The sequence below is a fragment of the Saccharopolyspora ipomoeae genome (assembly GCF_029952525.1).
GTDB classification, from domain to species: Bacteria; Actinomycetota; Actinomycetes; order Mycobacteriales; family Pseudonocardiaceae; genus Saccharopolyspora; species Saccharopolyspora ipomoeae.
Map to the genome: position 1 here is coordinate 78360 of NZ_JASAOF010000022.1, position 25868 is coordinate 104227.

The 25868-nt window shown below is 70.3% G+C and carries 30 protein-coding genes and 1 tRNA gene; 12 read left to right on the forward strand and 19 right to left on the reverse strand.

The genetic code is table 11. The features are described 5' to 3' along the window. Positions 1-114: 114 nt before the first annotated feature. From QFW96_RS25060 to QFW96_RS25075, 4 genes are all read right to left on the reverse strand, one after another. Positions 115-1308 carry a glycoside hydrolase family 64 protein gene (locus QFW96_RS25060; protein WP_281458176.1) on the reverse strand — a complete coding sequence of 398 codons (1194 nt, stop codon included), beginning with the start codon at positions 1306-1308 and terminating at the stop codon, positions 115-117. Between the two features lie 257 nt (positions 1309-1565). Beyond that, complete coding sequence (locus QFW96_RS25065) at positions 1566-3128, reverse strand: adenylate/guanylate cyclase domain-containing protein (protein WP_281458177.1); 1563 nt, start codon at positions 3126-3128, stop codon at positions 1566-1568. A gap of 99 nt (positions 3129-3227) precedes the next feature. Further along, positions 3228-4706 (reverse strand): 4-hydroxyphenylacetate 3-hydroxylase family protein, encoded by a 1479-nt coding sequence (locus QFW96_RS25070; RefSeq protein ID WP_281458207.1) that lies wholly within the window; start codon positions 4704-4706, stop codon positions 3228-3230. Between the two features lie 156 nt (positions 4707-4862). Beyond that, the gene (locus tag QFW96_RS25075; protein WP_281458178.1) at positions 4863-5420 is read right to left on the reverse strand and encodes a flavin reductase family protein; all 558 of its coding nucleotides are present in this window, start codon (positions 5418-5420) and stop codon (positions 4863-4865) included. A gap of 191 nt (positions 5421-5611) precedes the next feature. On the opposite strand from QFW96_RS25075, the gene QFW96_RS25080 reads away from it, so the two are divergent. After that, complete coding sequence (locus QFW96_RS25080; protein WP_281458179.1) at positions 5612-6547, forward strand: AraC family transcriptional regulator; 936 nt, start codon at positions 5612-5614, stop codon at positions 6545-6547. Positions 6548-6725: 178 nt separating this feature from the next. Here QFW96_RS25080 and QFW96_RS25085 read toward each other — a convergent pair. The 5 genes from QFW96_RS25085 to QFW96_RS25105 form a co-directional block, all read right to left on the reverse strand. Further along, positions 6726-6798: transfer RNA gene (locus QFW96_RS25085), tRNA-Ala, on the reverse strand. Between the two features lie 91 nt (positions 6799-6889). Beyond that, on the reverse strand, positions 6890-7801 hold the full coding sequence (locus QFW96_RS25090; protein ID WP_281458180.1) for a gephyrin-like molybdotransferase receptor GlpR: 912 nt from the start codon (positions 7799-7801) through the stop codon (positions 6890-6892). A 364-nt stretch (positions 7802-8165) separates the two neighbouring features. Continuing rightward, positions 8166-8831: a GNAT family N-acetyltransferase gene (locus tag QFW96_RS25095; RefSeq protein WP_281458181.1), complete on the reverse strand. Its 666-nt coding sequence runs from the start codon at positions 8829-8831 to the stop codon at positions 8166-8168. Between the two features lie 6 nt (positions 8832-8837). Continuing rightward, entirely contained in the window at positions 8838-10061 is a 1224-nt protein-coding gene (gene glp / locus QFW96_RS25100; protein ID WP_281458182.1) for a molybdotransferase-like divisome protein Glp, read from the reverse strand. 60 nt (positions 10062-10121) lie between these two features. Then, a complete protein-coding gene (locus QFW96_RS25105; protein ID WP_281458183.1) occupies positions 10122-11024 on the reverse strand; it encodes a UTP--glucose-1-phosphate uridylyltransferase in 903 nt (300 codons plus the stop codon). A 37-nt stretch (positions 11025-11061) separates the two neighbouring features. Here QFW96_RS25105 and QFW96_RS25110 point away from each other — a divergent pair, with 37 nt between their 5' ends. From QFW96_RS25110 to mscL, 4 genes are all read left to right on the forward strand, one after another. Next, a complete protein-coding gene (locus QFW96_RS25110; protein ID WP_281458184.1) occupies positions 11062-11655 on the forward strand; it encodes a 5-formyltetrahydrofolate cyclo-ligase in 594 nt (197 codons plus the stop codon). 97 nt (positions 11656-11752) lie between these two features. Further along, positions 11753-12058, forward strand: a complete 306-nt coding sequence (locus QFW96_RS25115) for an FmdB family zinc ribbon protein (RefSeq protein WP_281458185.1) — start codon at positions 11753-11755, stop codon at positions 12056-12058. 233 nt (positions 12059-12291) lie between these two features. Beyond that, positions 12292-12486 carry a hypothetical protein gene (locus QFW96_RS25120; protein ID WP_281458186.1) on the forward strand — a complete coding sequence of 65 codons (195 nt, stop codon included), beginning with the start codon at positions 12292-12294 and terminating at the stop codon, positions 12484-12486. Between the two features lie 138 nt (positions 12487-12624). Further along, positions 12625-13095 (forward strand): large conductance mechanosensitive channel protein MscL, encoded by a 471-nt coding sequence (gene mscL, locus QFW96_RS25125; protein ID WP_281458187.1) that lies wholly within the window; start codon positions 12625-12627, stop codon positions 13093-13095. 12 nt (positions 13096-13107) lie between these two features. Here mscL and QFW96_RS25130 read toward each other — a convergent pair whose 3' ends face one another. Beyond that, positions 13108-13281, reverse strand: a complete 174-nt coding sequence (locus QFW96_RS25130; protein ID WP_281458188.1) for a hypothetical protein — start codon at positions 13279-13281, stop codon at positions 13108-13110. A 119-nt stretch (positions 13282-13400) separates the two neighbouring features. Here QFW96_RS25130 and QFW96_RS25135 point away from each other — a divergent pair, with 119 nt between their 5' ends. Further along, a complete protein-coding gene (locus QFW96_RS25135) occupies positions 13401-13751 on the forward strand; it encodes an antitoxin (protein WP_281458189.1) in 351 nt (116 codons plus the stop codon). Positions 13752-13832: 81 nt separating this feature from the next. On the opposite strand, the gene QFW96_RS25140 is transcribed toward QFW96_RS25135, so the two are convergent. The 9 genes from QFW96_RS25140 to mrf all read right to left on the reverse strand — a co-directional run bounded on the left by QFW96_RS25140 (position 13833) and on the right by mrf (position 22274). Further along, complete coding sequence (locus QFW96_RS25140; RefSeq protein WP_281458208.1) at positions 13833-14333, reverse strand: MogA/MoaB family molybdenum cofactor biosynthesis protein; 501 nt, start codon at positions 14331-14333, stop codon at positions 13833-13835. Between the two features lie 375 nt (positions 14334-14708). Further along, on the reverse strand, positions 14709-16118 hold the full coding sequence (locus tag QFW96_RS25145; RefSeq protein ID WP_281458190.1) for a S1C family serine protease: 1410 nt from the start codon (positions 16116-16118) through the stop codon (positions 14709-14711). A 178-nt stretch (positions 16119-16296) separates the two neighbouring features. Beyond that, on the reverse strand, positions 16297-17370 hold the full coding sequence (gene galT, locus QFW96_RS25150) for a galactose-1-phosphate uridylyltransferase (protein WP_281458191.1): 1074 nt from the start codon (positions 17368-17370) through the stop codon (positions 16297-16299). After that, positions 17367-18158 (reverse strand): DeoR/GlpR family DNA-binding transcription regulator, encoded by a 792-nt coding sequence (locus QFW96_RS25155; protein WP_281458192.1) that lies wholly within the window; start codon positions 18156-18158, stop codon positions 17367-17369. The genes galT and QFW96_RS25155 overlap by 4 nt, the downstream gene beginning before the upstream one ends. A gap of 116 nt (positions 18159-18274) precedes the next feature. Further along, positions 18275-19702: a sensor histidine kinase gene (locus QFW96_RS25160; RefSeq protein ID WP_281458193.1), complete on the reverse strand. Its 1428-nt coding sequence runs from the start codon at positions 19700-19702 to the stop codon at positions 18275-18277. A gap of 11 nt (positions 19703-19713) precedes the next feature. After that, complete coding sequence (locus QFW96_RS25165; RefSeq protein ID WP_281458194.1) at positions 19714-20409, reverse strand: response regulator transcription factor; 696 nt, start codon at positions 20407-20409, stop codon at positions 19714-19716. 126 nt (positions 20410-20535) lie between these two features. Further along, on the reverse strand, positions 20536-20688 hold the full coding sequence (rpmF, locus tag QFW96_RS25170; protein WP_281458195.1) for a 50S ribosomal protein L32: 153 nt from the start codon (positions 20686-20688) through the stop codon (positions 20536-20538). A gap of 93 nt (positions 20689-20781) precedes the next feature. Continuing rightward, complete coding sequence (locus QFW96_RS25175) at positions 20782-21033, reverse strand: type B 50S ribosomal protein L31 (RefSeq protein ID WP_281458196.1); 252 nt, start codon at positions 21031-21033, stop codon at positions 20782-20784. Continuing rightward, positions 21030-22274, reverse strand: a complete 1245-nt coding sequence (mrf, locus tag QFW96_RS25180) for a ribosome hibernation factor-recruiting GTPase MRF (protein ID WP_425524791.1) — start codon at positions 22272-22274, stop codon at positions 21030-21032. The genes QFW96_RS25175 and mrf overlap by 4 nt, the downstream gene beginning before the upstream one ends. Before the next feature lie 79 nt (positions 22275-22353). On the opposite strand from mrf, the gene rpmB reads away from it, so the two are divergent. The 6 genes from rpmB to QFW96_RS25210 all read left to right on the forward strand — a co-directional run bounded on the left by rpmB (position 22354) and on the right by QFW96_RS25210 (position 25732). Then, positions 22354-22590: a 50S ribosomal protein L28 gene (rpmB, locus tag QFW96_RS25185; RefSeq protein WP_281458197.1), complete on the forward strand. Its 237-nt coding sequence runs from the start codon at positions 22354-22356 to the stop codon at positions 22588-22590. After that, positions 22590-22757, forward strand: a complete 168-nt coding sequence (rpmG, locus tag QFW96_RS25190) for a 50S ribosomal protein L33 (protein WP_281458198.1) — start codon at positions 22590-22592, stop codon at positions 22755-22757. The genes rpmB and rpmG overlap by 1 nt, the downstream gene beginning before the upstream one ends. Positions 22758-22891: 134 nt before the next feature. After that, on the forward strand, positions 22892-23197 hold the full coding sequence (gene rpsN / locus QFW96_RS25195; protein WP_281458199.1) for a 30S ribosomal protein S14: 306 nt from the start codon (positions 22892-22894) through the stop codon (positions 23195-23197). After that, entirely contained in the window at positions 23194-23427 is a 234-nt protein-coding gene (gene rpsR, locus QFW96_RS25200) for a 30S ribosomal protein S18 (RefSeq protein ID WP_281458200.1), read from the forward strand. Before rpsN ends, rpsR begins: the two co-directional genes overlap by 4 nt. Positions 23428-23505: 78 nt before the next feature. Further along, the gene (gene bluB / locus QFW96_RS25205) at positions 23506-24186 is read left to right on the forward strand and encodes a 5,6-dimethylbenzimidazole synthase (protein WP_281458201.1); all 681 of its coding nucleotides are present in this window, start codon (positions 23506-23508) and stop codon (positions 24184-24186) included. A gap of 58 nt (positions 24187-24244) precedes the next feature. After that, the gene (locus QFW96_RS25210; protein ID WP_281458202.1) at positions 24245-25732 is read left to right on the forward strand and encodes a GGDEF domain-containing protein; all 1488 of its coding nucleotides are present in this window, start codon (positions 24245-24247) and stop codon (positions 25730-25732) included. The last annotated feature ends 136 nt before the right edge of the window (positions 25733-25868 follow it).

Sequence of the window (25868 nt, forward strand, 5' to 3'; positions counted from 1 at the left end):
CCCCACCGAGCACGACGGCGGCCGACCCACGTCGTGGACCGGCCGCCGTCGTCGCTGAACTGCGGGCGAGCGGCGCAGCCGCGAGGTTCCGCTACCCGCACCGCCACGCTTCGGTCAGCGCAGGGCGTTGAGCGTCAGGGTGAAGACCTCGGGGTCACCGGCGTTGACCTTGCCGCTGTGGTCCTCACCGGCGTTGGAGCTCACGTCGTCGTAGGCGAACGCGTAGCCCTTGCCGTCGGGCAGGTTCTCGTGCACCACGCGGGCGTAGTGGTTGGTGATGTCGTTCTGGTAGAACGTCGCCGGGTCTTCCTCGTGCGGCTGGTTCGGGTTGATCAGCAGCGTGGTGCGGTTGAACGCCGCCGCCAGCCGCGGCACGATCGCCAGCCGCTCCTGCGAGTCGCTCTCCGGGTTGTTGGCGAACGGACCGCTGTTGCAGCCCCAGATGTCCACCGAGGACGGCTTGGCGAAGCGCTCGGAGCCGAACACCAGCTCCTCGCCCTCGACCTTGCCCTCGATGATGCCCAGGTCCTCGCGCTGGGTGTCGACGAACAGCGACTCGCCCGCGTACTTGGCGTAGACCTCGTCGACGTAGGGCTCCATGTAGCCCTCGAAGTCGCCGGCGCGGTGGTTCGGGTTGAGCACCCGGACGACCTTGCCGTCGGCCTCCTGGACCAGGGTGGCCCAGTTGCCGCCCATGCCCTTGAGGCTCTCGGCGACCTTGTCCATGCCGCCGGTGGGCATGCCGGGAACGCTCTGCTCACCGCTGCCGGTGGTGGTCAGGTGCAGACCGATCGGGGCGGCGACGAAGTCCACGTAGCTGATGTTGGCGTAGAGCTGCTCCGCGTTGAGGGTGAACTCCGCGAACGTCCAGTCCTTGCCGAAGTTCGGGTCCTCGCTGGAGACGAAGTTCGGGTGCACGACCGAGGTCGTGCCGTCTGCGCCCTGCACGACCTGGAACTCCAGGGTGTCGTTGAGCGAGTAGTACACCCGCGCGCCGTACATGCGCGGCACGGTGACCTCGACGGTGCCGTCGACCGGGATCGCGACGTCGTCACCGATCGGCGTCGGCTCGGGGCCGCCCGCCTCGGGGAAGTACGGAGTGCCGTCCGCCTTGATGAAAACGGCCTTCTTCTCGGCGTCCGAGAATCCGGCGATGTAGGCGTTGGCGGGACCACCGGAGTTGTTCTGCAGAACGAACTTCATGCTTTCCGGAGCCGCCGAAGCGAACGGAGCGCTGATCGCCTGAGCCCAGAACGGTGCCGTCAGGGCCGCAGCGGAATAACCGAGAAACCGCCGGCGAGAAACCATGTGGATACCTCCAGAGACAACGGGACCACCACGTGTGGGCAGCCGATCCTCTCTCGTGATCGATCCCGAAGTCTGCCGGTCTGGACAACCCCTTCCATACCCCCAATTGGAGCGAAGTAATCACATCTGAACACTATTCAACGGAAGCGCACATTCACCGTTGAATGCGCAAGCCGAGGGCGACATTCCGACAGATAATTGTGAATGCACTCGAATCGACCAAGCGAAATCCGTGATTTTCGCGAGTGAACCGAAATCTACCGCGATACGTGCACCGCGTACAAGGAAACCGGTTCTGACTTCCCCTTCAGCTCCACGCCCGGCCGCTCTTCGAGCTCCGCCGGAGCGCCCGCGACGAGCTCGCGGGTGCGCTCCGCGATCAGGATGGTGTCACCGGTCTGCCGGGTCGCGGCCTCGATCCGCGCGGCGACGTTCACCGGATCACCGATGACGGAGAACTCGAAACGGCCCGCGCCACCGACGTTTCCCGCGACGACGACCCCGGTGTTGACCCCGATCCCCACCGACAGGCCACCACCGAACTCCTCGCGCACGGCCTCCGCGATCGCCAGCGCCGCCAGCAGCGCCTGCCTCGGGTGGTCGGCGATGCGCCGGGGCGCGCCGAAAACCGCGAGCAGCCCGTCCCCGACGAACTTGTCCACGTGGCCGCCGTGCTCGCGGATCACCGGGACCGCCCTCTCGAAGAGGCGGTTGATCGTGCCGACGATCTCGGTCGCGGAGATCGTCTCGGAAAGTCCGGTGAAGTCGCGGATGTCGATGAACATGATCGACACCTCCACCTCCTCACCGGCGAGATCGGTGCCCTCCCGGAGGACGAGCTCGGCGATGGCCGGATCGACGTAGGTGCCGAACGCGGATCGGATCTGCTCCCGCTCCGCCAAACCCACGACCATCTCGTTGAATCCGGACTGCAGCCGACCGATCTCGGTGCCGTCGTACACCGGGATGCGGATGTCGAAGCGCCCCTGACGCACCTCGGCCAGGGCGTCCGCGACACCGCTGATCGGGTCGGCCGTCGCCCGAGCCGCCAGGTACACGGTGAGCATGCCGACCACCAGCGCCGTGCCGGCGAGCACCACCATCGCCACGGCCAGCTGGGTGTCGGTCACCTGCGAGGGGGCCAAGGTCCGCAGCCCGAGCATGAACAACCCCGCCATCGGCACGCAGCTTCCCAGCGCCCACGCCAGGACGCTGCGCACCGCCACACCACGACCGACCCGCAGGTCGTTCGGGTCGACGCCGGTGAGCAGCCGCGCCGCGACGGGTCGCAGCAGCCGCTCGATCAGCAGGTAGGCGCACGCGGCCGTGGTCACGCCGGTGAGGACCACGATGACCCCGACCCACAGGCCGCGTTCAACGTCACGACTCGCCTCGAAGACGGCGAACACCACGGCGCCACCGATCCACAACCACACCTGCAGCCAGAACACCCGCAGCGGCAACCGCAGCACCGCGGCTCGCAGCTGTGAGGTGGCCGGGCCACCGGAAGCCAGCCACCGGTTGAGCCCCCGCTGCCCCCGGATCCCCGCGACGACGCCGATCAGCGCCGCGAGCAGCATGTACGCGGCCGCGGCCAGGACGTAGAAACCGTTGGGCAGCATGCGATCCGGCGGCAGCGGAATGACCACGAGGCTGAGTGCGAGAACCGCCACGGTCCCGATCAGGTTCGCCAGCACCACCACTGCGGCGAGGACGACTCGCGTCAGGTCCGCGAGCGCTTTTCCCTCGGCGTCCTCCAACCGGACGTCCGCCCTCAGGAACGCAGGGAGGTACCGCACGAGAACGCGAGGAGGAGTCACGCCGCCACGGTAATCGAACACGACGACGCGAGGTCGGGTTCAGACCGGGCGGGCGGGCGCCGACCGGGTGTGGTGCGGCGCCCGCTGCCGGAGGCGGGATCAGAACAGGTCCGGCACCTTCCAACCGTCGAGGTCGTACTCGTCGAGGAAGGTCTCGGCGAACCCCTTCATCTGGTCGACGCCGCCGCGGTTCTGCGCGGCGAACAGGAGCTCGGCCTTGACGTTCTCGTGGTTGCCCGAGTAGTTGCGCTCGTAGAGCTCGTGCCTGCCGCCGAACTCGGATCCGATGGCGTCCCACAACGCCTTCATCACCTTGACGCGGTCGACGGCGGTGACCCCGTTGGAACCGCGCACGTACTTGTCGAGGTACGGCCTGACGTCGGGGCTCTGGAAGTCGGCCGCGCCGGAAGGCAGGTAGATCAGGCCGGAGGCCACGTCCTGCTCGATGATCTCCTTGACCCGCGGATATCCGTGGATCATGAACATCCGGTAGGTCAGCCCGTACTCCAGCTTCGGGATGACGGCGTCACCGACCCACGGCTCGGGGTCGCGAGCCATCGACTCGGTGAGCGACCAGAACAGGTTCCGCCAGCCGATGACCTCACCGACCCGCGTCTGCACGCCGCGGAAACCTCCCGAGCCGGTCGCGTCGAGGGCCTTCATCAGCAAGCCGGCGATGAAGTCGAGCTTGACCGCCAGCCGGGTGCAGCCCTGGAACGTGAACCGCGGCAGGAAACCGGACTGGGGGAAGAACGCGTTGATCCGGTCGACGTCGCCGTACATGAACACGTTCTCCCACGGAACCAGCACCTTGTCGAAGACGAAGATGGTGTCGTTCTCGTCCATCCGGCTCGACAGCGGGTAGTCGAACGGCGTGCCGTTCTGAGCCGCCTGCTCGGTGTAGGAGGGGCGGCAGATCAGCTTGACCCCGGGCGCGTCCATGGGGACCGTGCAGATCAGCGCGAACTGCTTCTTGCGGATCGGCAACCCGTAGTGGGCGATGAAGTTGTAGTTGGTGATCGCCGAACCGGTCGCGACCACCTTGGCCCCCGAGACGACCAGGCCGGCGTCGGTCTCCTCCTCCACCTTCATGTAGACGTCGCCCACCTCGTCCGGCGGCAGCTGGCGGTCCACGGGAGGGTTGATGATCGCGTGGTTCCAGTAGAGGACCTTCTCCTGGGACTCGCGGTACCAGCGCTCGGCGTTGGCCTCGAACGGCGCGTAGAGCTCCTTGTTGGCGTGCAGGGTGCCGAGGAAGCTCGCCTTGTAGTCGGGACTGCGGCCCATCCAGCCCCAGGTCAGGCGAGCCCATTGCGCGATCGCGTCGCGCTCCTTGATCAGGTCGGCCGAGGAGGTCGGGGTCTTGAAGAAGGGCATGGTCACGCCACCGTTGCCGGTGTCGGTCGGCACCGTGAGAGCGTCGACGTGCGGCCCGGTGTGCAGCGCGTCGTACAGCCGCGCGGTCATGCGGACCGGGTTGCGGAAGGCGGGATGCTCGGTGACGTCCTTGACCCGCTCGCCGTGGAGGTAGATCTCCCGGCCGTCGCGGAGGCTCTCGATGTACTCGTCCCCGGTCATCGGCCGGGAGGCGAAGTTCGCCTGCCTGTTGGCGGGAGCGTCCTGCGCCGGGTTGGACTCGGGCGCGCTCGCCGCGAACTCCGATTCCTCGGCAGCGGAGGTGCGGGTGTCAGCCATCTGCTTCTCCTTTGATCTCGATGGTGGTGTGCGGGGACCTCAGCTGGACCGCGCGGGTGCTGGGTGGAACCGCGCCGTCGCGTCGAACCAGCCCGCGTGCGGGTCGTCCTGGCATCCGAGCCAGACGGTGTCGGACGTGCGCTGCCCGATGTGGTGGAAAGCGCTGTCGTGGAACAGCAGCGGAGCGCGCTCGGTCGCGCGGACGTCGACGCATTCGCCCAGGAAGAGCACGTGGTCACCCCCGTCGTCGGCCCGCCACGGGTCGCAGATGATCGACGCGGCGGTCCCCGCGAGCGAGGGTGCGCGCGCGCCGTCCAGCCACGGCAGCGGGTCCGGGCTCGGACGTCCCGCGAAGTGCATGGCGACGTCGACCTGGTCGGCTGCCAGCACGTTGACGGCGAACGACGCGCCCACGAGGTGACCGGCGGCCTTCGCCGTGCGCGTCAGCGCGACCTGCACGAGCGGCGGATCGAGCGAGATCGGGGTGAAGGCGGTGACCGTGGCGCCGTGGTAGTGCCCGTCCTGGGTCCGGCAGGTGATGACGGTGACTCCGGTCGCGAAGCGGCCGTAGGTCGATCGCAGGGTGCGCGGATCCATGTTCTGCTCCTTCGCAGTGGCAAGACCTGCGGAAATGCGCGGTCAGGAACTACGCGGTGACGCTAGGTCGAACCGATGTCCCGGGCGATCCGCGCTGCGAACGATCGATCCGGATTGCGAATCGGACAGCCTCGAACTGTTATGCGCGCCACTGCCGAGCACGTACCATCGGCGCATCACGAAGGAGTGGTATGAGCACGACAGGCACGTTGACGGCCTCGCCCGAGGAGCTGGACGGCTTCTCCGCGTCGGTCGCGCGCGCCTATTTCCCCCACGATCTGGCGATCAGGGCACAGGCGGCAGGCCCTGCTGAGCTGCGGGCCGTGGACCTCGGCCCGATCCGGCTGGCACGCATCGGCTGGGGTTCGGAGGTCGCCGTCGAGTCCGACCACCCGGGCGCCTGGGCCGTGAACGTGCCGCGCAGCGGTGTCCTCGAAGCCCGCGTCAGCGGTCGGCACGTCCTCTCCCTGGACGGGCAAGCGACGGTCTGCCCGCCGGACCAGCCGACCCGGATGACCCGCTGGTCAGCGGACTGCTCGATAGTCGGGATGCGCGTGGAGCGCGACTACCTCGCCGACGAGGTGTCCGCGCTCGTCGGCATGCACGTCGACCGGCTGCCCGCGCAGCTGGACCTGCGCACCGGTGGCGGCCGGACCTGGATGGCGCTGCTGACCTCCATCGGCGCGGAAGCGCTGGCCTCCCCTGAACTCGCGCACGACCCGCGGGTGAGCCGCCGGTTGGCGGGCACGTTGTCAGCCGCGTTCGTCACGGCCTGCTTCCCGGAAGAGCCGGTGCACGGCGAGATCCGCCCGCGGATCGTGTCCAGAGTGGTCGCGGCGATGGAGGAGGACCCGGCCCGCGACTGGACCGCCTCGGACCTCGCCCGCGCAGCCGGCATCGGAATCCGCCGCCTCCAGCAGGGATTCCGGCACTACCTGGGTTCCACGCCGACGCAGGAGCTGACTGCGATCAGGCTGAGCCGAGTGCACGCGGACCTCCTCGGCGGGAACGCGGACTCCGTCACCGAAGCCGCCTACCGCTGGGGCTTCACCCACCTGGGCAGGTTCGCAGCGGCCTACAAGAACCGCTACGGAGTAACCCCTTCCCACACCCTGCGCTGCACGTAGGCCCAGGACGCGCGCACCAGCAGCAGTGCCGCGTCGGGCCCCGCGTCTCACGGCGAGGAGCCGACGCCGGACGACCACCGCACCGCAGGGGGTTTGGGGGAGTCGCTCCCCCAAAATCATGACGGAGCGAGAAAAGCGAAACCGCCCTGCGGTAAGCAAGGCGGTCCCGATCGTGAAGTGGAGCTGAGGGGAATCGAACCCCTGACCTTCTCGATGCGAACGAGACGCGCTACCAACTGCGCTACAGCCCCTCGCCGGTGAGTCAGACCCTCCGGCTTTGTTGTGAGGAGAGCTTAGCAAGCCCCGGTCCGGAGCTGTGCAGCACCCCCCTCGCCGCGGATGTCACTCCCCGGCCGCCCTGCGGTAGGGCTCCCAGGTGCGCTCGTCGAGCTCGTCGAAGACGGGGTCCTCGTCGTCGATCTCGACGCGGACGCCGGGGACGACGGGGCGGATGTCGGCGGCGCGGTCCTGGGCGGAGACGGGTTCGGGCCTGCGCTCGGCCTCGACCTCCTCCTCGTAGTCCTCGACGAACTCGCCGAGCTCGTCGAACTCCGGGTCGCCCGCGTAGTCGTCGTAGTCGTCCCGGTAGTCGCCGTCCCGGTAATCGCCGTCCCGGCAGTCGCCATCGCGGTAGTCGTCGCGCTCGTCCAGCTCGGCCTCGTCCAGCTCGGGTTCGTCGAGCTCGCGCTCGCCGTTGATGCGAGCCAGCCGACGGGCGCGGATGTCCTCCTCGATGCGGACTTGGCGGCGCAGGTAGGTGAGGTAACCGACCAGCGACAGGTCGACGAGTACGTGCCCCCACCACAGGACCGGCCACAGCAGGGCCGCCAGCAGCGCGGTGGTGACCGCGAGCAGCAGCATGGTGAGCACGATGCGTTGCCTGCGCGCGTACTTGGCGCGGGCAACCAGGGCCGCGGCCTCGGGGTCGTACCCACCGCGGCCCGGGCGGTAGCGACGACCGGCCCGGACGTCCTCGCTGTTGACGGGACGCCAGTCCTCGTCGTGCTCCTCGACGGTCTCGTCCACGTCCTGCTCGTCGACGTCCAGCCCGGGTTCAGGCATCCCGACCTCCACCCTGTCGGTTGTCGCGGCTTCCGATCTCGCCGGTCGCCGATCGCTGCCGCGCCGCACGACTCGGGCCGCGAGCGCGGAATCGGTGGTCTTGGACACTTCTTGCCGACGGCGGGCGAACATGGGCACCAGGACGACCAGCCAGGCCGCCGCCAGTGCAGCGAAGATCAATGAGCTCGGCATCGTCGCCACCTCCCCCTGGCCACCGGCAGTGCACAGATCTGCGATCGCCACGCTAGTCACATCGGTCACTCCTGTCTCGCAGCCACGCCGCGCAACAGTTGTGCCTCGGACTACAGAACCGCACGAACAGAGCAGTCGCGAGCAACATCGACACCGGCGTGTCGGGTTCCGCGCCGCCGAATGCCCTCGATCAGGCGACCGTTCGGAGCAATCCGCGCTGCGCTGCCGCAGGTCGGGGCCCGCGGTGTGCGATCGATCTCAGCCGTTGGGACCTGTTGAGGCATGCGGCGGAGCCGCATCCTCGTTCACCACCGATCAGGTTCTGCCACCCGCACCGCTGAGCAAGGTGATCGGCAAACAGCTCCTAGAAGCGGCTGGCGCCGCCGGAGCGGACGAGCCGGGTGACCGCGCCGTCCGGGACCTCCTCGGTCGTCAGCGCGTAGACGTAGTGGTCCCGCCACGAGCCCGCGACGTCGAGGTAGCGCTGGAAGAGCCCTTCGCGGCGGAAGCCCGACTTCTCCAGGACGCGGATGCTGCGCTCGTTCTCCGGCCGGACGGTGGCCTCCAGCCGGTGCAGACCGACCGGGCCGAAGCAGTGGTCGACGGCCAGCGCCACCGCGGCGGGCGCCACTCCCCCGCCCGCGAGCCTGCTCGCCACCCAGTAACCGATCCACGCCGAGCGCAGCGCGCCGCGCACCACGTTGCCGACGGTCAGCTGACCGGCGAACTCGCCGTCCACGATGACCGCGAACGGCAGCGCCTGACCCCGGCGGGCCATCCCGCGCAGCGCCGCCCACTGGGCGGGCCAGGCGGCGGGGGCGTTGCGCTCCCGCCAGCCACCGAGCGCCGTCGGCTCCCACTTCTGCAGGTAGTCGCGGTCCTGCAGCCGGGTCCGGCTCCAGATCCCGCCGTCGCGCAGCCGGGGCGGGCGCAGCGCCACCGCACCGCGCGCGGTGCGCAGCGGGCCGAGCCGCGCCGGCCAGCCCGGGTGGCGGCCGATCGGGAACCCATCAGCGTCGGTGGGCTGCATCCGGGCTCACGAACGCTGCGAGAGGAACCGCACCTGCACGTCCTCGCCCGCCGCGACCTCCGTGATGTCCTCGTCCACGACGATCAGGCAGTTCGCCTCGGCCAGCGAGGCCAGCAGGTGCGAACCGGAGGTGCCCAGCGGTTGCACCAGGTAGGAGCCGTTCTTGGGGTCGCGCAGCAGCTGGCCGCGCAGGAATCCGCGACGGGCCTTGGTCGCGGTGATCGGCGAGAGCAGCTCGGCGGAGACGCTGCGGCGGTGCGGGTTCTCCTTGCCGAGCGCGGAGCGGATCAGCGGCCGGACCAGGACCTCGAAGACCACCAGCGCGCTGACCGGGTTGCCGGGCAGCACGAACGTCGGGATCTCGTCGGGGCCGAGCCGCCCGAAGCTCTGCACCGAGCCGGGCTGCATCGCGACCCGGTCGTCGTCGAGCGAGCCGAGGTCGGCCAGCGCGGAGCGCACGTCGCCACCGGCGGCGCCGCCGACGCCACCGGCGATGACCACGATCTCGGACAGCAGCAGCCGCCCCTCGACGACCTCGCGCAACCGGCGCGGGTCGTTGCTGGCGATGCCGACGCGGGTGACCTCGGCGCCGGCGTCGCGGGCGGCCGCGGACAGCGCGTAGGAGTTGACGTCGTAGACCTGGCCCTGGCCGGGCGTGCGGTCGACGTCGACGAGCTCGTCGCCCAGCGAGATGATCGAGACGCGCGGACGCGGGTGGACCAGCACCTTGTCGCGGCCGACGGCGGCCAGCAGTCCGACCTGGGCCGAGCCGATGGGCGCGCCGCGGCGGACGGCGACGTCGCCGGTCTGCACGTCCTCGCCGGTCCGGCGGACGAACGCGGCGGACGGGACCGGCTGCTCGACGGTGATCTTGGCCGGGTGCTCGTCGGTGTAGCCCAGCGGCACCACGGCGTCGGCCAGGGTGGGCAGCGGGGCACCCGTGGCGACCCGCACCGCCTGACCGGGCTGGAGCCTGCGCGGCTGCCGCGAACCGGCCGGGATCTCCCCGACCACCGGCAGCACCACGGACTCCTCGGCTGCCGACTGCACGTCGACGCTGCGCACCGCGTAGCCGTCGACCGCGGCCTGGTCGAATCCGGGCAGCGCCCGTTCGGCCACGACCTCCTCGGCGCACAGCAGTCCCTGCGCCTCGGAGATCGCCACCCGAACAGGGGCGGGCCGGACGGCGGCCGTGAGCACGCGCGCCAGCTGCTCGTCCACTGACCTCATGGCTGTCGCCTCTTCCCCGCTCCTCACCGGCGCCGGGGTGGGCCTACCCGGCGTTCGGCATCAGCTTCTGTCGATCCGCTCGGCGAGCCAGTCCCGCAGGTCCGGCCCGTACTCGGGATCCGCTAGCGCGAAGTCCACCGCAGCTTTCAGGAAACCGCCAGGATTTCCCAAGTCGTGTCGCCCACCGTGATGGACCACGACGTGAACCGGGTGTCCCTCCGAGATCAGCAACGCTACGGCATCGGTGAGCTGAAGTTCGCCACCGGCGCCGGGCTCGATGCGGCGCAGCGCGTCGAAGATGGCCCGGTCCAGCAGGTATCGGCCCGCCGCGGCCAGCGTCGACGGCGCGTCGCCCGGGGCGGGCTTCTCGACCATCCCGTTGACGATCTTGACGTCGTCGGCGTCGGTGTCGGCGACGTCGAAGACGCCGTAGGCGGAGATGTGCTCGCGGGGCACGTCGAAGGCGCACAGCACGCTGCCGCCGTAGCGGGCGCGGACCTCGGCCATCCGCTTCAGCACCCCGGTCGGCAGCACGAGGTCGTCGGGCAGCAGGACGGCGACCGCGTCATCGTCGTCGCCGAGGGAGTCCTCGGCGCATCCCACCGCGTGGCCCAGCCCGAGCGCCTTCTCCTGGAGCGCGGTCTCGGCCTCGATGAGCTCCGACGCCCGGTGCACCTTGGCCAGCAGGCCGTCCTTGCCCCGGGCCTTGAGGGTCTGCTCCAGCTCGGGGTTCGGCTGGAAGTAGTCGGCGACGGCGCCCTTGTCCGGCGAGGTGACGATGATCAGGCGTTGCGCACCGGCCTCGGCCGCCTCGGACGCCACCAGCTCGATCCCGGGCGTGTCCACGACCGGGAGCAACTCCTTGGGCACGGCTTTGGTGGTGGGCAGGAACCTGGTTCCCAGGCCTGCCGCCGGCACGATGGCGGTCCGGAACGCGGTCGGCGTGCTCGTCGGGCTGCTCATGACGCCGCAGCTTATCGGTCGAACCTAGAGTGAACCCGTGAGCTCACTGGATGAATTCTGTACGTCGAAAGCGGACTGGCGGAGCCGACTGTTGCGCCAGCGCGACGAACTGGACGAACCAACCCGGCAGGCCGACGACCGCGCGCTGCTGACGAGCCTGCTCGGCTGGTTGCGGCAGCGGGACCTGAACGTGGTGGCCGCGTACGTGCCGGTCGGGCCGGAGCCGGGCGCCGATCTGCCCGCGCTGCTGCGCGAGGCCGGGCTGCGGGTGCTGCTGCCGATCGTGCGCCGGAAGCAGCCGCTGGACTGGGCCGAGTACACCGGTCCGGACTCGCTGGAACCGGCGACGTTCGGACTGCTGGAGCCCGCGGGCGAGCGGCTGGGCCCCGACGCGATCTCCCGCGCCGAGGTGGTCCTCGTCCCGGCTCTGGGCATCGATCACCGGGGGGTCCGGCTGGGGCGTGGGGCCGGTCACTACGACCGGTCGCTGCCGCTGCGCGATTCGGCGGCCGAGCTGCTGGGCGTCGTGCGGGATTCCGAGTTCGTGCCCGCGCTGCCCGGTGAGGACCACGACGTGCGGATGACCAGCGTCGTCACGCCCTCGCGCGGGGTCGTGCGGCTTCCGGTGTGACGTAGCGCTGTTTGCACTGGACACCCCTGATCTAGCATTATCGGGTTAGCACTCCCGTAGTTTGAGTGCCAAGCCCAGATTTCGGAGGTTCGCGGCCGTGCCCACATATCAGTACGCCTGCACCGAATGTGACCATCGATTCGAGCAGGTGCAGTCGTTCAGCGAGGACTCCCTCACCGAGTGCCCGCAGTGCCGCGGCCGCCTCCGGAAGCTGTTCAACGCCGTGGGCATCGTGTTCAAGGGCAGCGGCTTCTACCGCACCGACAACCGGTCCTCGTCCTCCGCGTCGAGCACGACCGGCTCGAGCTCCTCCTCGGACTCGTCGTCCTCGACGAGCTCGTCGACGAGTTCCAGCTCCTCCTCATCGGGGTCGTCGAGCAGCACCACCGCCGCGGCTTCCTGATTCCGCACTTCCCGGCCGCCGGTCACCTTTCGAGGTGACCGGCGGCTTTGTCGTGCGCACGAGAAGTCCGAATTCCGCGGCCGGGTGGCATCCGCGTTCATTCGCAGGGGTGAGCCGAGTTGTCCACAGGCACCGGGTTGCTCCACAGATTCGAACCCACCCCTTCCCCCGCCGGTGAGCGCGTCCCTACCTTCGGACGAACCGATCTCCGCCGAACGCTCAGGAGGCGCGCCATGCCCGCACGCTCCGGGCTCGATCCCACTCCGCTGGACAGGCTGCGCGACCTGCTGCTGAGCAGGAGCAGCGCGCTGTGGCTGCGCCGAACGGCCGCCGCGGCCCTCCTGCTGCTGGCGCTGGTCCTCGCCATCGGGGAGGTGCGCAGCGATGTGGACATCACCACAGGGGTAACCCAATCGGGTGAGCATTGAGCGTCGGTAATGACTTTCCGGGATTCAACTACCGTTACGCTGCCCCGCAGTGCCTGAAACCGCGCCGATCGGTGGCGAGAAACGGGCGATCATCGATCCGGAAAATCCGGACCCGCATTCTTCGAGAGGAGTTCCAGCGTGCTCAAGGGATTCAAGGACTTCCTGATGCGCGGCAACATCATCGACCTCGCCGTCGCGGTGGTCGTCGGTAGCGCCTTCACCGCGCTGGTCACGGCCTTCACGACCAGCATCATCAAGCCGCTGATCGCCGCCACCGGCGGTGGCAACGTCACCGGCCTGAGCCTGACGGTCGTTCCCGGCAACAACGCTTCCACGATCGATTTCGCCGCGGTGATCAACGCGGTGATCACGTTCTTCATCACGGCCGCCGTCGTTTACTTCCTGTTCGTCGTCCCGATGAACAAGATTTCCGAGCGCCGCAAGAAGGGCAAGGAAGAGGGTCAGTCCGAGCCCACCGACGTCGAGCTGCTGCTGGAGATCCGCAACCTGCTGCGCGCCGAGCAGGGCCTGCCGCACATCGAGGGCCTCGCCAGCGCCGAGGAGAAGTCCGCCTCCACCAACGGCGGCACCGCGTCCTCGCGCAACTGACCTGATCCGGCCCTAGCGGGCGTCGTGGTGCGGGGGGCGGTTCTCGCGGTACCAGCTCTCGCGGGTGCTCGCCGAGGACGGCTCGGGGCGATCGTCGGAGGTCGTCTCCGGGAGCACGTCGCCGAAGATCTCGGCGAGCCTGCGGCGCCGGTCGCGCTCGGCCTTCTTCTCGGGTTCGCTGGTCACCCGTCCATCCTGCCTCGATCGCGGTGGTTCTCGCACGAACCGGTCTCAGCGAGTGTGAAATCGGTTACAGTGTGTGCGTATCTCGCCGTCGCGGGAGACAGCGACGCAGGGAGGCTGCGATGAGTTTCCTGGACAAGGCCAAGGAACTGGCCGGCCAAGCCAAGGGCAAGGCCGAGGAGCTCGCCGAGAAGGCGAGCCCCCACGCCGCCAAAGGGCTCGACGCCGCCAAGTCGAGCCTGGACAAAGCCACCGGCGGCAAGTACCACGACAAGATCGAGTCGGTGAGCGGCAAGGTCGAGGGCGTCCTCAAGCGTGACTCCGGCGGCGCCGACGCCGGCCCCGGGAATTCCGCCAACGGGGACTCCGCGAAGAAGGACGACCCCGGAACCGGGTCCAACGGTTCGCAGGACTCAAACGGTTCGCAGGACAGGGGCCCCGACGACCCCACCGGCGGTGCGAAGCCCAGCTGATCGACGAAAGAGCGGTGGCGGTTCCCACGTGGGAGCCGCCACCGCTCTTTCGTTCTCCCCCTCAGGGAGTCGTCGTCCGCCTCACGGGGTGTCGAGCCCCGAGAGCTGCTCGATCACGTGGGCCACCAGCGGTGTCAGGGTCGCCATGCCGTCGCGGACCGAGGACCGCGAACCTGCCAGGTTCACCACCAACGTGCTGCCGGAGACCCCGACGAGCCCGCGCGACACCCCGGCGTCGACCGCACCCGCGGCCAGCCCGGAGGCGCGGAGCGCTTCCGCGATGCCCGGGACCGGCCGGTCCAGCACGCCCGCGGTCGCGTCCGGCGTGACGTCCCGGGGCGACACGCCGGTGCCGCCGACCGTGATCACCACGTCGACACCGCCGATCACCGCGGTGTTCAGCGCGTTGCGGATGTCCACCGTTTCACCGGCCACCGCGACGGTCCCGTCGACGATGAATCCGGCCTCTTCCAGCAACTCGGTCACCAGCGGACCGATGTTGTCCTCCTGCTCGCCCTGGGCGATCCGGTCGTCCACCACGACCACCAGAGCCCGCCCCAGCCGCTGCGCGCTGCGTTCCATGCCGGTAACCGTAGTGCCAAGGTCGGGTTCGGTCAGGTCAAAGGAGTCGGTGAGCTCCACCAATTTCGGCGCGATCCCGGTCACGGTGCGCGTCTTGTCGGACATGGTCCTCCCCAGATGTTCCTTCGTCTTCACAACCACCCTCGCCGCTGGCACCGCCACGGGTTCTCAGACGTCGCCTGGTGAGGACAGCCGCAGCGCCGTGCATTGGTCATACATCAGTCGCGGATCCCGGAGCCAGGCGGCGTCTGAGGTTCCGCTACCCGCACCGCTGCGCAGAACGAGTTCTCAGACAAGCATTTGGACACGTCGGCCGGTCTCGCAGCCTCACAGGAAGGGGGCATGGGCTGCGAGGACCAGCCGACGCGATCAGGGTCAGCCCTTCTGGCCGACGAGCGTCACGTCGACCGTGCGCTCGCCGCCGGGGCCGGCGACGGTGATCTTGACCCGATCACCGGGGTTGTGCGATCGAACCGCGGCTACCAGGGCGTCCGAGTCGAGGATCGACCGGTCGTCCACCTTGGTGATCACGTCGCCCTGCTGGAGCCCGCTCTGCTGAGCGGGGCCGTTCGGCGTGACCTCGCGGACCATCGCACCGGGCTGGTTGGCGTTGGTGATCATCACGCCCAGCGTGGTCTGGCTGGCCGAGCCGGTCTCCTTGAGCTCGGTCGCGATGCGGCGGGCCTGGTCGATCGGGATCGCGAAGCCCAGGCCGACCGAACCGGCCTGCTCCTGGCCGGAACCGGGGCTGTAGATCGCGGAGTTGATGCCGACCACGCGGCCGTCCATGTCCACCAGCGGACCACCGGAGTTCCCGGGGTTGATCGCGGCGTCGGTCTGCAGCGCGTTGAGGACGGTGTCCTGGCTGCCCGACTCGCCGCCCGCGCGCACCGGGCGGTCCTTGGCGCTGACGATGCCGCTGGTCACGGTCCCGGACAGGCCGAACGGCGAACCGATCGCCACGACCTGCGAGCCGACCGGCAGGTCGTCGCTGCGGCCGAGCTCGGCCGGGGTCAGCCCGGTGATGTCGGCCTTGACCACCGCCAGGTCCGAGTTCGGGTCGGTGCCCACGACGCGCAGCGGCGCGGTGCGGTTGTCGTGGAACAGCGCGGTCAGCCGACCACCCTGGCCGCCCTCGGCGACGTGGTTGTTCGTGAGGATGAGGCCGTCGCTGCTGAGCACGATGCCCGAGCCCTCGCCGGAGCCCTGCGAGCTGGCGATCTGGATCTGCACGACGCTCGGCAGGACCTTCTGCGCGACCTGCTGCACCGACCCCTGCGGCGCGGTGCTGGCGCTGCGGGCGGGCTTGGACTCGTCGAGCGCGCTGGCCCCGGTGCTGGTGTCACCGGCGAGCTGGTGCCCGACGAAGCCGCCGACACCGCCTCCGACCAGGCCACACACCAGCGCGAGCACGGCCACACCGGTGGCCAGGCCACGGCCGGACTTCTTCTGCTGCGTCGCCTGGCCCGAGGTGTACCAGGGCTGCTGCCCGAACTGCTGGGTCTGCTGCGGCTGCTGGTGCACGCCGTACGGGTGCTGCTGCGCGTAGGGGTCCTGGCCGTACGGGCCGGGTTGCTGCGAACCGGGCTGGCCGGGCTGGTTGGGCTGGCCGGGCTGGTACTGGGTCGGCTGCGTCGGCTGGCTCGCCGAACCGGGCTGGGCCTCGGCAGTGTTCGGCTGCTGGGACGACACCCCGGACTGAGGGGTTTCGCCCGCGCCGACGCCTTCTCCGCTCGGCTTCGGCTCGTCCGGCTTGTCACCGAATTCCGGGGTGTGTTCGGTCATGGCTCCCACTGTGCTCCGGGCGTCTGAGAAGTGCCTGAGATCTGGCTGTGGTCCCGGATGATAAGTCGCCATGATCGTCCTCACCTACCCCGTCGAACCGCCCGAAAGGCGAGAGCGGGTCGGGAGTTCCGGTCCGAACCGACCGGTCGACGCGGCCGGTTCGGACCCGCTGCCGCGCTCAGCGCAGGCGGGCGGCGATCTGCTCCGGGGTCGCGTCGTTGATCCACACACCCATGCCGGACTCCGAGCCCGCGAGGTACTTCAGCTTGTCCGCGCTGCGCAGCACCGAGAACAGCTCCAGGTGCAGCCACGACAGGTCGCGGCCGGTGTTGACCGGGGCCTGGTGCCAGGCGGCGATGTAGGGCAGCGGCTTGTCGTAGAGCCGGTCCAGGCGCCCGAGCACGTCCAGGTAGGTGGTGGCGAAGTCGTCGCGCTCGGCGTCGGTGAGCGCGGCGATGTCGGGGACCTGGCGGTGCGGCACGACCTGCACCTCGACGGGCCAGCGCGCGGCCGCGGGCACGAACGCCGTCCAGTGCTCGGAGTCGACCAGCACCCGCTCGCCGGAGGCGCGCTCGGCGGCCAGCACGTCGCCCATGACGTGCGTGCCGTGCTCGGCGCGGTACTGCTCGGCGACGCGCAGCATCGTCGCGGTCTTGGGCGTGACGAACGGGTAGCCGTAGATCTGCCCGTGCGGGTGGTGCAGCGTCACGCCGATCTCCTCGCCGCGGTTCTCGAAGCAGAAGACCTGCTCGACACCGGGCGTCTCGTTGAGCGCGGCGGTGCGGTCGGCCCAGACGTCGACGACGCCGCGCACCCGCTTCGCGCTCAGCGAACCGAACGAGGAGTGGTGGTCGGAGGTGAAGCAGACGACCTCGCAGCGGCCCCGCGCGGGCGCGGCCGGAACCATCGGCATCCCGTCCACGACACCCGCCTCGCCGGGGATCCCTTGGGCGAACGACGGGAACTGGTTCTCGAAGACGACGATGTCGTAGTCGGGCTCGGGGATCTCGCTGGGACGCCCCGGGGCGCTCGGGCACAGCGGGCACATCTCCGCCGGCGGCTTGTAGGTGCGGGACTGCCGGTGCGCGGCGATGCCCACCCACTCACCGGTCAGCGGATCACGCCGCATCTCCGACGCCGGCGCCTGGGGCGGCAGCTCGCGGGTGTCCTCCGCGGTGCGCTCCTGGGCGCCGTCGTCGTCGAAGTAGATGATCTCCCGGCCGTCGGCCAGGCGGCGCGCGGTGCGCTTCACTCGTCCTCCTCCGTTGGCTGCTGATCTGCCAGCAGCAGCTCGACGTGCTCGCCCAGCAGCTCGCGCGCCTCGGGCGGCAGCCCCTGATCGCTGATCAGCAGGTCGACCTCGTCGAAATCGACGATCGTCGAGATCCCGACGGTCGACCACTTGGAGCTGTCGGCGACCACCACCAACCGACCCGCGGCCTCGGCGAAGGCCCGGTTGGTCTCGCTCTCGTTGAGGTTCGGCGTGGTGAATCCGGCGCGCGGCGCCATCCCGTGCACGCCGAGGAACACCAGGTCCAGGTGCAGCGAGCGCAGCGACTGCACGGCCACCGGTCCGACCAGCGCGTCGGAGGGCGTGCGCACGCCGCCGGTGAGCACGACGGTGCGGTCGACGCGGCCGCGCTGCTGCAGGGCGTCGGCGACCCGGACCGAGTTGGTGACGATGGTCAGGTCCGGGATCTCGTCGAGCTGGCGCGCGAGCGTCCAGGTCGTGGTTCCGGCGGACAGGCCGATCGCGGTGCCGGGCTGGATCTGCTCGGCGGCGAGCGCGGCGATCGCTTCCTTCTCGGTGAGCTGCCGGACGGACTTGGCCTCGAATCCGGGTTCGTCGGTGCTGGTGCCGATGGTGGAGGTCGCACCGCCGTAGACCTTCTCGACGAGGCCGCGCCGGGCCAGCGCGTCGAGGTCGCGGCGGATCGTCATGTCGGACACGCCGAGCCGTTGCACCAGCTCGCCGACCTGCACGGCTCCGGTGCGCCGCACCTCGTCGAGGATCACTTCCTGGCGTTGTCGTGCGAGCACGTCCACTCCCTGGCCCGGCGCCGTCTTTCAGCCGTCAAGTCAACAAAAACAAACAATACCTGACGGAATACGGGACCGACAGCCGGGGAGCAGCCGCCTGAAACGGAATCAAGTGTTCATTGCTGTTCGTTTTGCTGAGAGCTGCCGGGCAACGTCATGCGCAGCAGCGCACCGCCCTCCGGGGCCTCCGCGGCCAGCACCGAACCGCCGTGCCGCTCGGCGACCTGCTTGACGATCGACAAACCCAGGCCCGAGCCCGGCAGCGTCCGCGCCACCGACGAGCGGTAGAAGCGCTCGAAGACGTGCGGCCGGTCGGCCTCGGCGATGCCCGGCCCGCTGTCGGCGACCTCCAGCACCGTCATCCCGGCGCCCTCCTCCGGCCGCAGCTCGACCCGGACGCGCCCGCCCTCCGGACTCCACTTCGCGGCGTTGTCCAGCAGGTTCAGCACCGCCCGCTCCAGCGCGGTCGCGTCGCCCATCATCACCCACGGGCTCAGGTCCACGTCGAACTCGATGCGCGGGGCGCGCCGCTGGGCCCGGCCCAGGGCGCGCTCGACGACCTCGACCAGGTCCACCGGCTCGTGCACGGCCTGCGGGGTGTCCTCGCGGGCGAGCTCCACCAGGTCGCCGACCAGCGCGGACAGCTCCTCCACCTGGGCCTGGACGTCGGAGAACATCTCCCGCTGGTCCTGCTCGGACAGCGACGGCGCGTCCGGCCGGGCCGCCGCCTGCAGCAGCTCCAGGTTGGTGCGCAGCGAGGTCAGCGGCGTGCGCAGCTCGTGCCCGGCGTCGGCGACCAGCCTCCGCTGCCGCTCCTGCGACTCGGCGAGGGCGGTGAGCATGCCGTTGAAGCTGGCCGTCAGCCGCGCCAGCTCGTCGTCACCGCTGACCGGGATCGGCCGCAGATCACCCGTCAGCGCCACGCGCTCGGTGGCGGCCGTCAGCCGCTGCACCGGCCGCAGACCGGCCCGAGCGACCGCGGTCCCGGCCGCCGCGGCGAGCAGGATCCCGGCGCCGCCCATCACCACCAGGACCACGCTGAGCTGCGCCAACGTGCCCTGGGTGGGCTGCAGCGAGGTCGACATGACCAGGGCCGCGTTGCGCCCGGTGGGCACCGCGACGACGCGGCTGTTGCTGCCCTTGTCGGTGCGCAGCGAGCGCTGCGCCTCGCCCTTGGCCACCGAGAGCTCCAGCACGCTCATCGGCGGGCGCTCTTCCGGGCCGAACACGGTGCCGTCCGCGGACAGCACGTTGATCTTGAAGTTGGTGGCGACGAAGAACGCCACCGGCACCTGCTGGAGGTCGGCGGTGCGCACCAGCGGCCCCTCGGCGGCCTCCACCGCGCGCTCGGTGAGGTTGTCGTCGAGCTGCTGGTAGAGGCTGTCGCGCACGGTCACGAACGCGCCCACCGACACCAGCGCCACGGCACCGGCCACGCACATCGCGGCCAGCCAGGTGACGCGGTTGCGCAGCGACACCCGCTGCAGCCGGCTCGGCCGCGGCGGTTCGTCCAGCTCGGGTGGGGGCGGCGCGGGAACGGTCATCGGATTGCCCATCATGGCGGCGTCTCGCGGAGCACGTAGCCGACACCGCGCACGGTGTGGATCAGCCGCGGCTCACCCTCCGCCTCGGTCTTGCGGCGCAGGTAGCCGATGTAGACCTCCAGGGCGTTGCCGGAGGTCGGGAAGTCGTAGCCCCACACGTCCTCCAGCAGCCTGCTGCGGGTGAGCACCTGCTTGGGGTGCGTCATCAGCAGTTCCAGCAGGGCGAACTCGGTGCGGGTGAGGCTGATCGCGCGCTCGCCGCGGCGGACCTCGCGGGTGCCCGGGTCCAGCTCCAGGTCGGCGAAGCGCAGCGCGGCGGGTTGGGCGTCGGGGCCGCCCTCGGGCGGCGTGGCGCGGCGCAGCAGCGCGCGCAGCCGGGCCAGCAGCTCCTCCAGCGCGAAGGGCTTGGGCAGGTAGTCGTCGGCGCCGGCGTCGAGCCCGGCGACCCGGTCGGACACGGCGTCGCGGGCGGTGAGCACCAGGATCGGCAGGTCGTCGCCGGTGCTGCGCAGCCGCCGCGCCACCTCCAGACCGTCGAGGCGGGGCATCATCACGTCGAGGACCATCGCGTCCGGGCGGCTGTCGGCCAGCAGGTCCAGTGCTTGTTGACCGTCCGCGGCGAGCTCCACCTGGTACCCGTTGAACTGCAGGGACCTTCGCAGCGACTCCCTCACGGCACGATCGTCGTCGACGACGAGGATGCGCATGCGGACAGTGTTACCCGTTGCCCTGAGAACCAGCTGAGAAGCCCCTCCACCTCGCGCGTCGCGGTGACGGCGGTCTCGGCCGCGGCGCGCGCCGATCACGGTTGGTGACGACGCGCGCCGGGACGCTCACCTCTCCTGGAAGTGCCGGATCAGCGCGCGCGGCACCAGCTTCCGCTCGCCGTCGACGACGATCGGCACCAGCTCGGGCGCCTTCGCCTTCCACTGCGAGCGGCGGTGGCGGGTGTTGGCCCGCGACATCTTGCGCTTGGGAACGGCCATCTCTCGGTTTTCCTCCCATCGGATGCGGCTAAGCCGCTGCTTCAGGTGTGGGACTCGGCTCGCACCGCCGCGCGAGCCGAGCGCTGCCTGCACCTACCGCTGGCGGTCGCCGTAGCGGCGGCGGAACTTCTCCACCCGGCCCTGGGTGTCCATGACCCGCTGGTTGCCGGTCCAGAACGGGTGCGAGTAGGCGGTGACGTCGACCGTGATCAGCGGGTACGTGTTGCCGTCCTCCCACTCGATGCGGGCCTCGGAGGTCGCGGTCGAGCGGGTCAGGAAGGCCTTGCCGGTGGTGCGGTCCTGGAACACCACGGGCTCGTAGCGGGGGTGGATGTCGGGTTTCACTGGTTGCCCTTCAGCTCGGATTCGGCGGGTTCGGCGCAGGGTTCTTCGCGCCAGTCGGCGAACGGGTCCGGGTACCGGGCCCAGACCTCCTCGCCGGCGGCCAGTTCGTCGTCGGTGAGCACGGCGTCGCGCAGGGCGCGGACGATCTCGTGCGGGTCGGCGTCGCAGGAGATGACCACGAGCTCGTTCATCCGGTCGCCGTAGTAGTCGTCCCAGCTCAGCGCGGCTCTCATGCGCCGGTCGTCGGACAGGTCGTCCCAGTCGTCGACGGTCGCCAGCCACGGTCCGGCGTGGGCGACGGCCAGCCCACCGCCCGCGGACTCCAGCCACAGCGCGTCGTCGGGCTGGCTGGCCACCCAGAACCGGCCGCGGGTGCGCACCACGCCGTCCAGCAGCAGGTCGATGGCCTCGTGCAGGCGCTTGGGGTGGAACGGGCGCCGCTCCTCGAACAGCACCGTGGCCACGCCGGCGTCGGTGTCGAGCGACGGCTGGCCGCGCAGCAGCCTGCCGTGCGGGCCGTCGACCTCACCGCGCCGGGCGTCGGCGGGGATGCGGGCGAGCAGGGCGTCGACGTCGAGGTCGTCGAGGTGGATCAGCGGTGCGGTCGGGGTGAGCCGGGCCAGCACGGCTTCGGTGCGGACCCGCTGCCAGCGGTCCTCGGCCCGACCGGCGAGCACGATCGCGTCGGCGAACTCGGCCTGGCAGACGGTCACCTGCGCCACGGTCCGCTCGTCGTCGGCGCTGCCGCCGAGATCGCGTTCGGCGAGCTCCTCCTCGCCGAGGCTGTCCGGCAACCAGGTTTCGAGGTCGACGGTGGTCAGCACGGCTTCGACGGCGACGTCGGTGAGCAGGGTGCGGCCGTCGACCTCGACGTGCCGCAGCGCCCAGCAGATCGCCTCGGGTTCCAGCGCCGGGTCGAGCCGGACGACGATGCGGCGCACGTCGGGCGCGGCGGCGAGCCTGCGCAGCAGCGGCAGGAGGTCCTCGCGCAGCGTGCAGGACACGCAGCCGTGGGCGAGTTCGAGGACGTGGCTGTCGACGTGGTCGCCGTGCCGGACCTCGCGGCGCACCACGCCTTCGGAGATCGAGCGCAGGTCGGCGTGCACCAGGGCGGTGCCGGACGGGTCGCGGCGGCGCGCGGCCTCGGCCACCTCGGCGACCTGGGGTTCGCGGAGTCCGGCCACCAGCAGCAGCGGCGTCCGCGCGGACGGATCGGTGAACATCCCCACCTCAATCGACAACGGTTTTCATCTTCGCTACCGACACGCTACCCTGGTGGCCAGTCAGATGAAAATGGATGTCGTTATCGAGAGGTAGGTCATGTCCGTCCGCTGCCAGGTGACCGGCAAGAAGCCCGGTTACGGCAACCAGGTTTCGCACTCCCACCACAAGACCCGCCGACGCTGGCTGCCCAACGTGCAGAACAAGCGCTACTGGCTGCCGTCGGAGAACCGCTGGATCCGCCTTCGGGTGTCCACCAAGGGCATGAAGACGATCGAGAAGCGCGGCATCGACGCGGTCGTGGCCGACATGCGCACCCGAGGAGAACGCTTCTGATGGCCAAAGCCACCGACACCCGCCCGGTGATCAAGCTCCGCTCCACCGCGGGCACCGGCTTCACGTACGTCACCACCAAGAACCGCCGCAACACCCCGGACCGCATGCGCCTCCGCAAGTACGACCCGGTAGCCCGCAAGCACGTCGAATTCCGCGAAGAACGCTGACCCCACCACTCCCCCGGCCACACACGCAGGTGTCACCCGGTCGAAAACCCCGGTTTTCATCGGTCAAGAGCAGCGGTTTTCGACTTGAGTCGCCGGATCGGGGGGTGTGGGACGCGAAGTCGAGAGAGGAAGGCATGGCCAAGAAGTCGAAGATCGCCCGGAACGAGCAGCGGAAGGAGATCGTCGCGCGGTACGCGGAGCGGCGGAGCGAGCTGAAGCGGATCATCGCGTCGCCGGAGACCGAGCCGGAGGCGCGGGTCGAAGCCCAGCGGGAGCTGCAGCGGCAGCCGCGGAACGCGAGCCGGACCCGGGTGCGCAACCGGGACGCCGTGGACGGGCGGCCGCGCGGTTACTTCCGGAAGTTCGGGCTGTCCCGGGTGCGGCTGCGCGAAGCCGCGCACAACGGCGAACTGCCCGGCGTGACGAAGTCGAGCTGGTGAGCGCCGTGCGCCGACCCGCCGAACGCCGCAAGAAGCCGAACCTCCTGCAGCGCGAGGGCGTCGTCCAGGTCGACTGGAAGGACGTCACCCTGCTGCGCAAGTTCATCTCCGACCGGGGCAAGATCCGCTCCCGCCGGGTCACCGGTCTGACCGCGCAGGAGCAGCGGGAGGTCGCCAAGGCGATCAAGAACGCCCGCGAGATGGCGCTGCTCCCCTATCACCACAAATAGGGCGATCCGTTCGAACAACGTGCGATACCGGTCACCTTGAGCGCGGGTGACCGGTATCGGCGTGCAGCATTGACCGCGATGAAGACCCCTGGACACAACCCCGGCCTGACCGATTCCGCCCCCGCCGCCGAGCTCTACGACGTGATCAACCGCAGGCGCGACGTCCGCCGCGAGTTCTCCGGCGCCGACATCCCCGAGCCGGTGCTGCGCCGCGTGCTCACCGCCGCGCACACCGCGCCCAGCGTCGGGCTCTCCCAGCCGTGGGACTTCATCCTGGTCCGCGACGCCACCACGCGCCGCCAGTTCCGCGAGCACGTGCTCGCCGAGCGCAGCGTGTTCGCCAGCGGCCTCGACGGCGAGCGGGCCGACACCTTCAGCAAGATCAAGGTCGAGGGCATCGTGGAGTCCTCGCTGGGCATCGCCGTCACCTACGACCCGAACCGCGGCGCGCCGCAGGTGCTGGGCAGGCACGCCATCGCCGACGCCGGCCTGTACTCGGTGTGCCTGGCGATCCAGAACCTGTGGCTGGCCGCGACCGCCGAGGGCCTCGGCGTCGGCTGGGTCAGCTTCTACCGCGAGGAGTTCCTGCGGCGACTGCTGGGAGTTCCCAGCGAGGTCAGGCCGGTGGCATGGTTGTGCGTGGGGCCGGTTCGCGAGCTCGCCGACACTCCGGACCTGGAGCGGCACGGGTGGCGTCAGCGGATGCCTCTTGAGGACGTCGTGCACTACGAAGCGTACGGACGTGGTCGCAACCGGTAACCTCGCACGGGGCCGCTCGGCCGAGCGGCCACCATGACGCGCTCATGACGAGGTCGCGGTGCAGCTGGAGGATCAACCGCTGGCCGGCCACATCCCGGCCCAGGACCGGCTGGTGAGGCAACTGCTCGACGCAGGACGCTTCACCAGAGCCGATGCTGCCTTCGACGAGCTGCTGGCCGGTGGTTCGAACTCCGTCGACTCCCGCTGGGTCCGCTCCACGGTGCTGGTGCACCGCGCGGTGCTGGCCTGGCGGCTGGGCCGCATCCCGCTCGCGCTGGAGCTGCTCACCGACGGTTGGACGGAGCTCGACACGCAGCCGCCGACCGGCGGGTCCGCCGCGCACACCATCAGCATGCTCGGCTTCATGCTGGAGGGCATCGGCAGGCGCGGACCCGCGATGGACCTGATGTCGCTGGCCGTGCAGATCGCCCGCGAGTCCGGTGACCAGCCGACGCTGGCGCACTGCCAGCTCCGCGAGGGCATCTCCCGGGTGTTCCGCGCCGCCACCCACCCGGACCAGGCCGCGCACCAGTTCGCGGCGGCCCGCGAGCTGTCCGAGGAGGCCCAGTCGCTCGCCAAGCCGGGCCGGGTCAAGCGCAGCGCCCTGGCGGTCCTGGCCCGCTCGCTGGCGGGCATGGGCGAGGTGGAGACCGCCGAGCGCGTCGCGCACGAGGCGCTCAAGCTCGCCCGCGACTCCTCCGACATCTACGCGACGGCGATGGCGAACTGGGTGCTGGCCGGCATCAAGCGCTCCGAGGGCGTGCTGACCGAGGCCCGCACGTTCGCGAGCCGCGCGTTGGAGGGCGCGGAGAACGTCCACGAGTCGCTGCTGATGATGCGGTTCTCCAGCGAGCTCGCCGAGATCTGCCGCAGCCTCGGCGACCCGGTGGGCGAGGCCGCCGCGCTGCGCCGGGCGGTGACCGCCGCGTTCTCGGCCGTCGACATCCTCAAGGAGGGTCTCGGCCAGGCGTTGGAGCAGCGCAGGGTCGCCACCCAGGCCCAGCGGATGGCGATGGCCGCCCGCGAGGCGGCGCTGCGCGACCCGCTGACGGGCCTGGCCAACCGGCTCGGCCTGGAACGGATGGCCCCCGTCCTGCTGGAGCGCACCGCCGCGGCCGGCCGCATCCCGTGGCTGGTGCTGCTCGACGTCGACTGGTTCAAGGACGTCAACGACTTCGCCGGGCACACCGCGGGCGACGTGGTCCTGCAGGAGGTCGCGAACATGCTGCGCCGCGAGTGCCGCGCCGGCGACCTGCTGTGCCGGTGGGCGGGCGACGAGTTCGTGGTCCTGCTCGTCGACGCCGCCGAGGACTCCCGCGAGGCGGGCCCCCTGGTCGCCGAACGCATCCGCGCCGCCGTCAACGCCCACGACTGGCGCCTGGTCCTGGGCCGCCTGGAGAAGAAACCGACGGTCAGCATCGGCGTCGCCGCAGGCCCCAACGACCTCGACCAGCTCTTCGCCTCCGCCGACATCGCCCTCTACAAGGCCAAGCGCGCAGGGCGGAACCGCGTGGAAACCGAAAGCCGGGAACCCGGCTCCGACTAGGATCGAGCGTCATGCCGACCCCGCCGACCCTCGCCGAACCGGCGAATTCCGCGCTCCGGCACGGTAAGATCTCACCCTCGCCCAGGAACCAGGAACCAGGAACCAGGAACCAGGAACCAGGAACCAGGAACCAGGA

Bases quoted from the DNA above. Each gene is read 5' to 3' on its own strand.
- QFW96_RS25060 (WP_281458176.1), bottom strand. From the start codon at position 1,308: ATGGTTTCTCGCCGGCGGTTTCTCGGTTATTCCGCTGCGGCCCTGACG.
- QFW96_RS25070 (WP_281458207.1), bottom strand. From the start codon at position 4,706: ATGACCGGGGACGAGTACATCGAGAGCCTCCGCGACGGCCGGGAGATC.
- QFW96_RS25075 (WP_281458178.1), bottom strand. From the start codon at position 5,420: ATGGATCCGCGCACCCTGCGATCGACCTACGGCCGCTTCGCGACCGGA.
- QFW96_RS25080 (WP_281458179.1), top strand. From the start codon at position 5,612: ATGAGCACGACAGGCACGTTGACGGCCTCGCCCGAGGAGCTGGACGGC.
- QFW96_RS25090 (WP_281458180.1), bottom strand. From the start codon at position 7,801: ATGCCGAGCTCATTGATCTTCGCTGCACTGGCGGCGGCCTGGCTGGTC.
- QFW96_RS25095 (WP_281458181.1), bottom strand. From the start codon at position 8,831: ATGCAGCCCACCGACGCTGATGGGTTCCCGATCGGCCGCCACCCGGGC.
- glp (WP_281458182.1), bottom strand. From the start codon at position 10,061: ATGAGGTCAGTGGACGAGCAGCTGGCGCGCGTGCTCACGGCCGCCGTC.
- QFW96_RS25105 (WP_281458183.1), bottom strand. From the start codon at position 11,024: ATGAGCAGCCCGACGAGCACGCCGACCGCGTTCCGGACCGCCATCGTG.
- QFW96_RS25120 (WP_281458186.1), top strand. From the start codon at position 12,292: ATGCCCGCACGCTCCGGGCTCGATCCCACTCCGCTGGACAGGCTGCGC.
- QFW96_RS25135 (WP_281458189.1), top strand. From the start codon at position 13,401: ATGAGTTTCCTGGACAAGGCCAAGGAACTGGCCGGCCAAGCCAAGGGC.
- QFW96_RS25140 (WP_281458208.1), bottom strand. From the start codon at position 14,333: ATGGAACGCAGCGCGCAGCGGCTGGGGCGGGCTCTGGTGGTCGTGGTG.
- QFW96_RS25145 (WP_281458190.1), bottom strand. From the start codon at position 16,118: ATGACCGAACACACCCCGGAATTCGGTGACAAGCCGGACGAGCCGAAG.
- QFW96_RS25160 (WP_281458193.1), bottom strand. From the start codon at position 19,702: ATGACCGTTCCCGCGCCGCCCCCACCCGAGCTGGACGAACCGCCGCGG.
- QFW96_RS25165 (WP_281458194.1), bottom strand. From the start codon at position 20,409: ATGCGCATCCTCGTCGTCGACGACGATCGTGCCGTGAGGGAGTCGCTG.
- rpmF (WP_281458195.1), bottom strand. From the start codon at position 20,688: ATGGCCGTTCCCAAGCGCAAGATGTCGCGGGCCAACACCCGCCACCGC.
- rpmB (WP_281458197.1), top strand. From the start codon at position 22,354: ATGTCCGTCCGCTGCCAGGTGACCGGCAAGAAGCCCGGTTACGGCAAC.
- rpmG (WP_281458198.1), top strand. From the start codon at position 22,590: ATGGCCAAAGCCACCGACACCCGCCCGGTGATCAAGCTCCGCTCCACC.
- rpsN (WP_281458199.1), top strand. From the start codon at position 22,892: ATGGCCAAGAAGTCGAAGATCGCCCGGAACGAGCAGCGGAAGGAGATC.
- bluB (WP_281458201.1), top strand. From the start codon at position 23,506: ATGAAGACCCCTGGACACAACCCCGGCCTGACCGATTCCGCCCCCGCC.